Source organism: Lysinibacillus capsici (assembly GCF_020217405.1).
In the GTDB taxonomy this organism is placed as follows: domain Bacteria; phylum Bacillota; class Bacilli; order Bacillales_A; family Planococcaceae; genus Lysinibacillus; species Lysinibacillus capsici.
Genome location: NZ_CP084108.1, coordinates 4,573,367 through 4,585,744 on the forward strand (window position 1 = coordinate 4,573,367; position 12,378 = coordinate 4,585,744).

Genomic DNA, 12,378 nt, shown 5'->3' on the forward strand with positions numbered 1-12,378 from the left:
CCTTCCATATTGGGCTTATGCTATGTTTAGATTACCAACGGTAGTGAGCGAATGCTTTGTTCGCTTCTGCCATTTTGTGCATATCTTCACGTTTCTTAACTGATGCACCAGTGTTGTTAGAAGCATCAAGAATTTCGTTAGCTAAACGCTCTTCCATAGTTTTTTCACCACGAAGACGAGAATAGTTAACTAGGTAACGAAGACCTAAAGTTGTACGACGTTCTGGGCGTACTTCAACTGGTACTTGGTAGTTAGAACCACCAACACGGCGAGCACGTACTTCAAGAACTGGCATTACGTTATTTAGAGCAGCTTCGAATACTTCGATTGGATCTTGACCAGAACGTTCTTTAACTAGTTCGAACGCACCGTATAAAATCTTTTGAGAAGTACCTCTTTTACCATCAATCATCATTTTATTGATTAAACGAGTTACTAGTTTTGAATTATAAATTGGATCTGGTAACACGTCACGTTTGGAAACAGGACCTTTACGAGGCATGTGTTTTCCTCCTTTCATTGAGTAAATATATTGTTTGATTTAAATTATTTTTTTTCTTTAGGGCGTTTTGTACCGTATAAAGAACGTGATTGCATACGACCGTTTACACCAGCAGTATCAAGAGCACCACGAACGATATGGTAACGAACACCCGGTAAGTCTTTTACACGACCGCCACGGATAAGAACAACACTGTGCTCTTGTAAGTTGTGGCCTTCACCAGGAATGTACGCTGTAACCTCGATTTGGTTAGTTAAACGTACACGAGCGTATTTACGTAACGCTGAGTTTGGTTTTTTAGGCGTCATTGTACCTACACGAGTACAAACACCACGTTTTTGTGGAGATTTAACATCAGTTAAAGATTTTTTAAATGAGTTATATCCTTTGTTTAACGCTGGTGAATTTGATTTCGTGATTTTAGATTTACGAGGCTTACGTACCAATTGGTTAATTGTAGGCATCGATTTTTCCTCCCTTCATTCCTTCTTTTTTAATACCACACATCCAGGTGGTTCATTTTTTGGGTAAAAACAAAGTCTTTGTGCATTTTACACAAAAACTACTCTACAGTAATCGCAACTACCGCAGCTCCAACATGGATTCCACAGGCTTTGCCCAGTTCCTTTTTGGACTCAACAAGAATAACTGGTATACCGATTTCTCTCGCGAAAGATATGGCCGAATCGGTTACCCAATTGTCTGCATCAAGTGCCACAAATAGTTCTTTCACTGAACCAGCTCGCATTGCTTTTACTGCTTGCTTTGTACCTATGATTGTTTGACTAGCCCTTACTTTATCATAAGACATTTACATATCCTCCGAAGTACAGACAGTTAACTATCAACCTTCAATATATTATCATTACTCATTTACACTGTCAACTAATATCTTGAAAAAGTCCGAAGAGATGATGAAAATATGCATCTCTTCGGCCTAATTTTAATGTTTATTCAGCAGAAATGACTTCTGTGTCAAGCTCGTCTTTTTCGATGCGGATTTGACGATAACGTTGCATACCAGTACCTGCAGGAACAAGTTTACCGATAATTACGTTCTCTTTTAATCCAAGAAGCTCGTCACGTTTACCCTTAATTGCTGCATCTGTTAACACACGTGTTGTTTCTTGGAACGATGCTGCAGATAAGAATGATTCTGTTTCAAGAGAAGCTTTTGTAATACCCAGGATAACAGGACGACAAGTTGCAGGGTTTTTGCCATTCATAACAGCGTCTACGTTTGCCTCTGAGAATTGGTGGATATCTAATAATGAGCCAGGTAGTAATTCTGTATCTCCAGCTTCAATTACACGCACTTTTCGAAGCATTTGGCGAACCATTACCTCAATGTGTTTATCTCCAATTTCTACCCCTTGCATACGGTATACTTTTTGAACTTCTTTTAATAAATATTCTTGAACAGTTGAAACGTCTTTGACTTTTAGCAATTGTTTTGGATCGATAGAACCTTCTGTTAAAACTTGACCACGTTCTACATTATCACCTTCGATAACTTTCAAACGTGCGTTATAAGGTGCTTGATACTTACGAGTTTCTACGTCACCTTGAATTGTAATTTCTTTTAAGCCTTCACGAATTTCTGTGATATCTGAAACCGTACCAGCAATTTCTGAAATAACAGATTGACCTTTTGGATTACGTGCTTCAAAGATCTCTTGGATACGTGGAAGACCTTGTGTAATATCATCACCGGCAACCCCACCTGTATGGAATGTACGCATTGTTAACTGTGTACCTGGTTCACCGATTGATTGAGCCGCAATAATACCAACTGCTTCCCCAACTTCAACCTTCTCACCTGTCGCCAAGTTCATGCCGTAACATTTTTTACAAACGCCGTGTTTTGTATTACATGTAAATGCTGAACGGATTGTCACTTCTTCAATACCAGCCTCAATAATTGCACGAGCGATATCTTGGTCGATTAAACCGTCTTTTGCAAGAATTACTTCACCAGTTTCAGGGTGGAAGATTGTTTTCTTCGTATGACGACCAACAATACGTTCATCTAGAGCTTCAATTAACTCTGTGCCTTCCATTAGTGCACCAATCGTTAAGCCACGGTCAGTACCACAGTCATCTTCACGAACGATAACATCTTGTGCAACGTCAACAAGACGACGCGTTAAGTAACCTGAATCGGCAGTTTTTAGGGCTGTATCGGCAAGACCTTTACGAGCACCGTGAGTTGAGATGAAGTACTCTAATACTGTTAAACCTTCACGGAATGAAGATTTGATTGGAAGTTCGATAATACGACCAGCCGGGTTGGCCATCAGACCACGCATACCAGCTAGCTGAGTAAAGTTAGATGCATTACCACGGGCACCTGAATCAGACATCATGAAAATTGGGTTTGTTTTCTCAAGTGACTTCATCAGCTTCGCTTGAATTTCATCTTTTGCAGCACTCCAGCTTGAAATAACGCGATCATAACGCTCATCCTCAGTAATGAAACCACGACGGAATTGCGCTTGAACTTTATCTACTTTCTCTTGAGCTTCTGCTAAAATTTCACCTTTATCAGGTAATACCACGATATCAGATACACCTACAGTAATACCTGCACGTGTTGAATATTTGAAACCTAGGTTTTTCATACGGTCAAGCATTTTAGATGTTTCCGTAATGTGGAAACGTTTAAATACTTCAGCAATGATATTTCCTAAGAATTTCTTACGGAATGGATTTACAACTGGTACTGATGCAAAGTATTTACGCAATACAGCTGTACGTTGTGCATCAATTTTCCCTTTTTCATCTAAATTATTATAAGCATTATCTGATTCAAGCTCTTTAAGTGTTTCTTCATCAATTGTTAACTTAGCAAAGTATTTTTCTGGTGTTACTTGCTCTAAGTTGAAATCAGTTGGCTCATTAATATAAGGGAATGATTCCGGCAAGATTTCATTAAAGATTACTTTACCAACAGTTGTTAATAAGAACATATTATTTTGTTCTTCAGTGAACGTTGGATTATTTAATGAACTTGCTTTTATTGCGATACGTGTATGCAAGTGTACATGACCTGTATCATAGGCAATTAAAACTTCATTTGGACCATAGAAAACAGTACCTTCACCGCGTGCGCCTTCACGTTCAAGTGTTAAGTAGTAGTTTCCTAATACCATATCTTGAGAAGGTGTTACAACAGGTTTACCGTCTTTTGGATTCAGGATGTTTTGTGCAGCAAGCATTAGAAGTCGAGCTTCAGCTTGAGCTTCAGCTGATAATGGTACGTGAACTGCCATTTGGTCACCATCGAAGTCAGCATTATAGGCTGTACATACTAATGGGTGAAGACGAATAGCACGACCTTCAACTAGTGTTGGTTCAAATGCTTGAATTCCAAGACGGTGAAGTGTTGGTGCACGGTTTAGTAATACTGGATGCTCACGAATAACATCTTCTAAAACATCCCATACGTCGTTATTTAAACGTTCGATTTTACGTTTAGCAGATTTAATGTTATGAGCAAGACCACGCTCTACTAATTCTTTCATAACGAATGGCTTGAATAATTCAATAGCCATTTCTTTTGGTAAGCCACATTGGTACATTTTTAAGTTTGGACCTACTACGATAACCGAACGACCAGAGTAGTCAACACGTTTACCAAGTAGATTTTGACGGAAACGACCTTGTTTACCTTTCAACATATGTGAAAGTGATTTTAATGGGCGGTTACCAGGACCTGTTACAGGACGTCCACGACGACCATTATCGATTAATGCATCAACAGCTTCTTGTAACATACGTTTTTCATTTTGTACGATGATGCTTGGAGCACCTAAATCTAATAAACGTTTTAAACGGTTATTACGATTAATTACACGACGGTATAAATCGTTTAAATCTGAAGTCGCGAAACGACCACCATCTAATTGCACCATTGGACGAAGCTCTGGTGGAATAACAGGTAGTACATCTAGAATCATCCATTCAGGTGAGTTTCCTGAGTTACGGAAAGATTCAACAACTTCTAGACGTTTAATGGCACGAGTACGTCTCTGACCTTGAGCAGATTTTAACTCCTCTTTTAAAGATTGTGTTTCATCTTCCAGGTCGATTTTACCTAATAATTTTTTGATTGCTTCTGCACCCATTGATGCTTCGAATGTATTACCGAATTTTTCACGATATGCACGATACTCTTTTTCAGAAAGTAATTGTTTACTTTCTAAATTAGTAGCACCTGCATCGATCACAACGTATGAAGCGAAATAGATAACTTCTTCAAGAGCACGAGGTGACATATCTAAAATTAGACCCATACGGCTAGGAATACCTTTGAAGTACCAGATATGAGAAACTGGTGCTGCTAATTCGATATGTCCCATACGTTCACGACGAACTTTAGCACGTGTTACTTCAACGCCACAACGATCACAAACTACGCCTTTATAGCGTACACGTTTATACTTCCCACAGTGACACTCCCAGTCCTTAGTTGGACCAAAAATACGCTCACAGAATAAACCATCTTTTTCTGGTTTTAGTGTACGGTAGTTAATTGTTTCAGGTTTTTTAACCTCTCCATATGACCAAGAACGAATCTTGTCAGGTGATGCTAAACCAATTTTCATATATTCAAATTCATTAACGTCTATCAAGGAGCCTACCTCCCTCTAGTATAGGTCTTTATAAAGACTCTTTTACGCAGCTCGATAATCGTTTGCAAAGATTGCCTCTTTGGCAAAGGATTAGAAATAGAATGATTTATTAAAAGAAAAAGCCAGGCAGGGCGTTAAATCCTGCCCGGCTAATTTGAAAAATAAGTTTGACCATATTCACATTTGTGAATTTGGTTTTCCATTATTCAAAAGACTCTACTGGCTCTTCTTCTGTATCTGGCTGTGGTGCAATGTTAAGTGCATCAGCTGGCTGAAGATCATCTTCTTCGTCTAAATCGCGAAGCTCTACTTCTTCATCATTAACTGTTAACATCTTAACATCCATACCAAGAGATTGAAGTTCTTTAATCAATACTTTGAATGACTCAGGAACACCTGGCTCTGGTACACTTTCACCTTTAACGATGGCTTCATATGTTTTCACACGACCAACAACGTCATCAGATTTAACCGTTAAGATTTCTTGAAGTGTATACGCAGCACCATAAGCTTCAAGTGCCCATACCTCCATCTCACCAAAACGTTGTCCACCAAATTGCGCTTTACCACCAAGTGGTTGTTGCGTAACAAGTGAGTAAGGACCAGTTGAACGTGCATGAAGTTTATCATCAACCATGTGTGCAAGTTTGATCATATACATGATACCTACTGATACACGGTTATCGAATGGTTCCCCAGAACGTCCATCATACAGGATTGTTTTACCGTCACGGTTCATCCCAGCTTCTTCCATCGTTTCCCAAACGTCTTCTTCATTAGCACCATCAAATACTGGTGTTGCCATGTGAACGCCTAGGTAACGAGAAGCCATACCTAAGTGTAACTCTAAAACTTGTCCGATATTCATACGGGAAGGTACACCAAGTGGATTTAACATGATATCTACAGGTGTGCCATCTGGCATGAATGGCATATCTTCTTCTGGTAAGATACGAGAGATAACCCCTTTGTTTCCATGACGTCCGGCCATTTTGTCCCCAACACGAATTTTACGTTTTTGAACAATGTAAGCACGAACTAATTGGTTAACACCTGGTGGTAATTCATCGCCATCTTCACGGTTAAATACTTTAACATCAAGAATGATACCGCCAGCACCGTGTGGTACACGTAATGAAGTATCACGAACCTCACGAGCCTTTTCACCGAAGATTGCATGTAATAAACGCTCTTCAGCAGTCAATTCTGTAACTCCTTTAGGCGTTACTTTCCCTACAAGAATATCACCGTCACGTACTTCCGCACCAATACGGATAATACCACGTTCGTCTAGGTTACGAAGTGCATCTTCTCCGACGTTTGGAATATCACGAGTGATTTCTTCAGGCCCAAGCTTTGTATCACGAGACTCTGATTCATATTCTTCAATATGAACAGATGTATAGACATCGTCTTTTACAAGGCGCTCACTCATAATAACAGCATCCTCATAGTTAAAGCCGTTCCAAGTCATGAAGGCAACAAGTACGTTACGTCCAAGAGCTAGTTCGCCTTTTTCCATTGATGGACCATCTGCTAAAATATCACGAGGCTTGACACGTTCGCCTACTTTTACAAGTGGACGTTGGTTATAAGAAGTACCTTGGTTAGAACGAATGAACTTTTGTAATTTATATTTTGTTAAATCGCCTTTAACCTCTTTGCCGTCTACAACTTCAATGCGGCGAACATGGATAGAGCGAGCTTCAACGTGCTCAACAATACCATCATACTTCGCTACTACAGCCGCACCAGAATCACGCGCATCAACATGCTCCATACCAGTACCAACGAATGGTGCTTCTGGGTTAAGAAGTGGAACTGCTTGACGTTGCATGTTGGCACCCATAAGTGCACGGTTCGAGTCATCGTTTTCTAAGAATGGGATACACGCAGTCGCTGCAGAGACAACTTGTTTAGGAGATACGTCCATGTAGTCCATTTGCGCTTTATTGAATACCGTGTTATCCCCACGGAAACGACCAACTACTTCATCATTAGCAAAAGTACCATCTGGATTTAACGGTGAATTTGCTTGTGCTACATAGTAGTTATCTTCTTCATCAGCTGTTAAATAATCAATTTGCTCAGTTACTCGACCTGTTTCGTGGTCAATACGACGATAAGGTGTTTCAATGAAGCCAAATTTATTTACTTTGGCAAATGAAGATAATGAGTTGATTAACCCAATGTTTGGACCCTCCGGTGTCTCGATTGGACACATGCGACCATAGTGAGAGTAGTGAACGTCACGTACTTCGAAGCCAGCGCGCTCACGCGTTAAACCACCAGGTCCTAATGCAGATAGACGACGTTTATGCGTTAACTCTGCTAATGGGTTTGTTTGGTCCATGAATTGTGATAATTGAGAGCTTCCGAAGAACTCTTTAATGGACGCAATCACTGGACGGATATTGATTAATTGTTGTGGTACGATCGCAGCTGTGTCATTAATTGACATACGTTCACGTACTACACGTTCCATACGAGACAAACCGATACGGAATTGGTTTTGTAGTAACTCACCAACAGAACGTAGGCGACGGTTACCTAAATGGTCAATATCATCTGTTGCACCTACTTGGTAAAGTAAGTTAAAGAAATAGCTTACTGAAGATAAAACATCAGCAGGTGTAATATTCTTCACTTCTTCATCAATGTACGCATTACCAATGATATTAATTTCTTTTTGCGCTTCATCTTTTGGAGCATAAATCTTAATAGATTGGATGGTTACATCATCTTCAAGCACTCCACCGACTTGTGATAAAGTGCGGTAACCAATACCTTTTGATGAATCTTCTAGGTAAGGTAGAATTTTATCTAAAGTACGACGATCTAGTACTGTACCTTTTTCTACTAAAATTTCGCCTGTTTCTGGATCTACAAGCGTTTCAGCAATCGTTTGATTGAATAAACGATTTTTAATGTGAAGCTTTTTATTCATTTTGTAGCGACCAACATTCGCTAAATCGTAACGTTTAGCATCGAAGAAACGAGAGTATAATAAACTCTTCGCACTTTCTACTGTTGGTGGCTCGCCTGGACGTAAACGTTCGTAGATTTCTAAAAGCGCTTTTTCTGTACTTTCAGAGTTATCTTTTTCTAACGTATTACGTAGATACTCGTTATCACCGATAATATCGATAATTTCTTGATCTGAACCGAAACCTAATGCACGTAGTAACACTGTTACTGGTAGCTTACGAGTACGATCAATTCGCACGTAAACTACGTCTTTCGCATCAGTTTCATACTCTAACCAAGCACCGCGGTTTGGAATAACTGTAGCTCCAAAGCCTTTTTTACCGTTTTTATCAGTTTTATCATGGAAATACACACTTGGTGAACGAACTAATTGTGAAACGATAACTCGTTCAGCACCGTTGATAATGAACGTACCTGTTTCTGTCATTAACGGGAAGTCACCCATGAAGACATCTTGTTCTTTCACTTCGTCTGTTTCTTTGTTGTAAAGACGTACTTTCACACGTAATGGAGCTGCGTAAGTAACATCTCGCTCTTTACACTCATCAACATCATATTTAGGCTCACCTAATGAATAATCGATGAATTCTAATGAAAGATTACCTGTAAAGTCCTCGATCGGCGAAATGTCACGGAACATTTCACGTAAACCTTCTTCAAGGAACCACTCGTAAGACGCCGTTTGAATCTCAATCAGATTTGGAAGCTCAAGCACCTCTTTAATACGCGCAAAGCTTCTACGCTGGCGGTGTTGTCCGTACTGAACTAGTTGACCTGTCAACTCATTCACCCCTCAATAAAGCGATATTAGGTCTTTGCAAATTCATACAAATAGTGTATGATTTCGAAAGACAAAAAGAAAACGAGTCTTCAAAAAGATCTCATTTTCGGTTAACTAAACTTATCTTGGCAAGTATACCCATATTAAAACATTTCTATACAAAAAGGGCATACGACCTCAAAATAATATTTTTGCATTGTATCATATTATCATAGCCGATTTGTCAAGTCAATAAATTCTACATATTTCATTTATTTTTTTGCGCGTACTATCCAGTACCCTTTTTTCTTTTCTACTACATCGACTTCTGAAAACTTTTCTTCTAAGTAACTTACTGTCGATGGCGCTCCTTGTTTCTTCTGAATGACTACCCAGAGTTCACCCGAAGACACTAGCCGATCGTAAGCTCCATCGTAAAAGCGGAAAATCGTTTCCTTCCCCGCACGAATTGGTGGATTCGTTAAGATTGCTGCCGCATCTACATCGTTATCAACCATCGATAGGCCGTCACTCACAAATATTCGCACATTTTGAACACCGTTCACTTGCGCATTTTTTTGCGAAAGCGCAACTGCGCGTTCATTTATATCCATCATAAAAACGGTACGGTCTGGATTAGTTTTGGCAATCGATAACCCTATCGGCCCGTATCCACAACCTACATCAAAAATCGCACCATCAATATCAGGCATTTGAAAAGCGTCTATTAAAACACGGGATCCAAAATCTACTTCGCTTTTACTAAATACACCTGCATCCGTTTCAAATGAAAACGTATGCCCTAGTAACTTGAATGTCCAGTGACGTGGTTTACTTTCAGTTTGAGGCTTACTTGTATAATAGTGATCTGACATTTTCACGCCTCCTCAGAATGAAGAAAAAAGCTCGCCAAAATGACGAGCTTTCCTTTTGTTAAAAAGTAACGCGAGATTACTTAACTTCTACAGATGCGCCAACTTCTTCAAGTTTAGCTTTGATTTCTTCAGCTTCATCTTTAGAAACGCCTTCTTTAAGAGCTTTAGGAGCGTTATCTACTACTTCTTTAGCTTCTTTAAGACCTAAACCAGTGATTTCACGAACCACTTTGATTACTTTGATTTTTTCTGCACCAGCAGATGCTAATACTACGTCAAATTCTGTTTTTTCTTCAGCTGCAGCAGCACCACCAGCAACTACTGCTACTGGAGCAGCAGCTGTTACACCGAATTCTTCTTCGATAGCTTTTACTAAATCGTTTAATTCAAGAACTGTCATAGCTTTGATAGCTTCTAAGATTTGCTCTTTATTCATTATAATTTCCTCCTAATTGGATAATGTTTTATTTTTTGCGATCAGGCCGCAGAAGTATTAGTGCGTACTAAATTACGCGCCTTGTTCTTCTTTTTGTTCTGCAACAGCTTTTGTTGCAAGTGCGAAGTTACGCACTGGAGCTTGAAGTACAGATAAAAGCATAGAAAGTAGACCTTCGCGTGATGGAAGTTCTGCAAGTGCTTTAACATCTTCAACAGAAGAGATAGTACCTTCAATAATACCAGCTTTAATTTCTAAAGCTTCGTTTTTCTTCGCGAACTCGTTGATGATTTTAGCAGGCGCTACAACATCTTCATTTGAGAACGCAATTGCGTTAGGACCAACTAATACGTCGTTGATTCCTTCAAGGCCAGCAGCTTCAGCAGCACGACGAGTTAAAGTGTTTTTGTAAACTTTGAACTCAACGCCAGCTTCACGAAGTTGTTTACGAAGCTCAGTTACTTGTGCAACATTAAGACCACGGTAATCCACAACTACTACAGAAGCAGCGCCTTGGAATTTTTCAGTAATCTCTTGAACTTGTACTTGTTTGTTTTCGATTGCTTTGCTCATGATGACACCTCCTATTAGAATGGGTCATTTATACCGACAAAAGAAAAGCCTCCGAGTCAAATAGACACAGAGGCTGAAAGTCATCATCTTTAAAATAAGAATCTGAATTCCGATGTCCTCGGTAGGAACATTAAGTGACAAGTCACTCCTACTGTCTACGGTACAAATGGATAATTCACAACAGCAACTATAGTATCACGTATAGCCACTATCGTCAATACATATATATAAATTATTTTACTACTACGTTAGAAGCGTCAATTTTAACCGCTGGACCCATTGTAGTTGTAACATTTACAGATTTCATGTAAGTACCTTTAGCTGCAGCAGGTTTTGCTTTTTGTACTACATCAAAAACAGCTAAGAAGTTTTCTACTAGTTTTTCTGCTGAGAAAGAAACTTTACCGATAGGAGCGTGGATAATACCAGCTTTATCAGCACGGTATTCTACTTTACCAGCTTTGATTTCTTCGATAGCTTTTGTTACATCAAAAGTAACTGTACCAGTTTTAGGGTTTGGCATTAAACCTTTAGGTCCTAATACACGACCAAGTTTACCAACTTCACCCATCATGTCAGGAGTTGCTACGATTACATCGAAGTCAAACCAACCTTGTTGGATTTTTTGGATGTATTCTGCATCGCCTACATAGTCAGCACCAGCTGCTTCAGCTTCTTTAAGCTTTTCACCTTTTGCAAATACTAATACGCGTTGAGTTTTACCAGTACCGTTTGGTAGCACTACTGCACCACGGATTTGTTGGTCGTTCTTACGAGTATCAATACCTAAGCGGAAAGCAACTTCTACAGTAGCGTCGAAGTTTACTGTGCTAGTTTTTTGAGCAAGTTCGATTGCTTCTTGTGCAGTGTATAGTGCGTTACGATCAATTAATTTAGCTGCATCTTGCAGTTTTTTACCTTTTTTAGCCATTATATATTTCCTCCTTGATTGTGGTTATAGCGGATTTTACCTCCCACGAATAAAGGTTGCGTGTTCACAAAGAAACTTCGCAACCTTCCAAAAAACAAAACATCAAGTAAATGGGATTAGTCTTCGATAACAATACCCATGCTTCGTGCAGTACCTTCAACCATTAACATAGCAGCTTCTACTGAAGCAGCGTTAAGGTCTGGCATTTTAGTTTCAGCGATTTCGCGAACTTTATCACGTTTAACCGTTGCCACTTTTTTACGGTTTGGTTCACCAGATCCAGATTGGATACCAGCTGCTACTTTAAGTAGAACTGCTGCAGGTGGAGTTTTTGTAATGAAAGTGAAAGAACGATCCTCGAATACTGAAATTTCAACTGGGATAATAAGACCAGCTTGATCAGCAGTACGCGCATTAAATTCTTTACAGAATCCCATGATGTTCACACCCGCTTGACCTAATGCAGGACCAACCGGTGGAGCTGGGTTAGCTTTACCAGCAGGGATTTGAAGTTTTACAACTTTAATAACTTTTTTAGCCACGAGACACACCTCCTTAAGTCCGTGATGTGGTAATTGGGTTGCCCCTCCCACTCAATATCTGTCTGTCAGCTAAGTGCCGATAACATTAAAATTATCATTACAGACGTCAAACAAAAGTATGACAGTCTGACCTATGA

Annotated in this window: 10 protein-coding genes and 1 other annotated feature; all 10 genes read right to left on the reverse strand. The window is 39.5% G+C overall.

All coding sequences use genetic code 11. The features are described from left to right. Positions 1–31: 31 nt before the first annotated feature. Positions 32–502 (reverse strand): 30S ribosomal protein S7, encoded by a 471-nt coding sequence (rpsG, locus tag LCP48_RS22710; protein ID WP_004233610.1) that lies wholly within the window; start codon positions 500–502, stop codon positions 32–34. Between the two features lie 44 nt (positions 503–546). Next, positions 547–966, reverse strand: a complete 420-nt coding sequence (gene rpsL, locus LCP48_RS22715) for a 30S ribosomal protein S12 (protein WP_004233609.1) — start codon at positions 964–966, stop codon at positions 547–549. Positions 967–1,064: 98 nt separating this feature from the next. Continuing rightward, complete coding sequence (locus LCP48_RS22720; RefSeq protein WP_004233607.1) at positions 1,065–1,313, reverse strand: ribosomal L7Ae/L30e/S12e/Gadd45 family protein; 249 nt, start codon at positions 1,311–1,313, stop codon at positions 1,065–1,067. 139 nt (positions 1,314–1,452) lie between these two features. After that, positions 1,453–5,136: a DNA-directed RNA polymerase subunit beta' gene (gene rpoC / locus LCP48_RS22725; protein WP_004233605.1), complete on the reverse strand. Its 3,684-nt coding sequence runs from the start codon at positions 5,134–5,136 to the stop codon at positions 1,453–1,455. Between the two features lie 202 nt (positions 5,137–5,338). Next, positions 5,339–8,914, reverse strand: a complete 3,576-nt coding sequence (gene rpoB / locus LCP48_RS22730; RefSeq protein ID WP_176408505.1) for a DNA-directed RNA polymerase subunit beta — start codon at positions 8,912–8,914, stop codon at positions 5,339–5,341. 242 nt (positions 8,915–9,156) lie between these two features. After that, a complete protein-coding gene (locus LCP48_RS22735) occupies positions 9,157–9,759 on the reverse strand; it encodes a class I SAM-dependent methyltransferase (protein ID WP_004233600.1) in 603 nt (200 codons plus the stop codon). A gap of 76 nt (positions 9,760–9,835) precedes the next feature. Beyond that, complete coding sequence (rplL, locus tag LCP48_RS22740) at positions 9,836–10,195, reverse strand: 50S ribosomal protein L7/L12 (protein ID WP_004233598.1); 360 nt, start codon at positions 10,193–10,195, stop codon at positions 9,836–9,838. Positions 10,196–10,267: 72 nt separating this feature from the next. Beyond that, positions 10,268–10,768, reverse strand: a complete 501-nt coding sequence (rplJ, locus tag LCP48_RS22745; protein WP_004233596.1) for a 50S ribosomal protein L10 — start codon at positions 10,766–10,768, stop codon at positions 10,268–10,270. A gap of 32 nt (positions 10,769–10,800) precedes the next feature. Beyond that, positions 10,801–10,947 (reverse strand) — a sequence feature (ribosomal protein L10 leader region). A 53-nt stretch (positions 10,948–11,000) separates the two neighbouring features. Then, positions 11,001–11,699 (reverse strand): 50S ribosomal protein L1, encoded by a 699-nt coding sequence (gene rplA, locus LCP48_RS22750; RefSeq protein ID WP_004233594.1) that lies wholly within the window; start codon positions 11,697–11,699, stop codon positions 11,001–11,003. 116 nt (positions 11,700–11,815) lie between these two features. Next, positions 11,816–12,241: a 50S ribosomal protein L11 gene (gene rplK, locus LCP48_RS22755; RefSeq protein ID WP_004233593.1), complete on the reverse strand. Its 426-nt coding sequence runs from the start codon at positions 12,239–12,241 to the stop codon at positions 11,816–11,818. Positions 12,242–12,378 lie beyond the last annotated feature (137 nt).

Bases quoted from the DNA above. Each gene is read 5' to 3' on its own strand.
- rpsG (WP_004233610.1), bottom strand. From the start codon at position 502: ATGCCTCGTAAAGGTCCTGTTTCCAAACGTGACGTGTTACCAGATCCA.
- rpsL (WP_004233609.1), bottom strand. From the start codon at position 966: ATGCCTACAATTAACCAATTGGTACGTAAGCCTCGTAAATCTAAAATC.
- LCP48_RS22720 (WP_004233607.1), bottom strand. From the start codon at position 1,313: ATGTCTTATGATAAAGTAAGGGCTAGTCAAACAATCATAGGTACAAAG.
- LCP48_RS22735 (WP_004233600.1), bottom strand. From the start codon at position 9,759: ATGTCAGATCACTATTATACAAGTAAGCCTCAAACTGAAAGTAAACCA.
- rplL (WP_004233598.1), bottom strand. From the start codon at position 10,195: ATGAATAAAGAGCAAATCTTAGAAGCTATCAAAGCTATGACAGTTCTT.
- rplJ (WP_004233596.1), bottom strand. From the start codon at position 10,768: ATGAGCAAAGCAATCGAAAACAAACAAGTACAAGTTCAAGAGATTACT.
- rplA (WP_004233594.1), bottom strand. From the start codon at position 11,699: ATGGCTAAAAAAGGTAAAAAACTGCAAGATGCAGCTAAATTAATTGAT.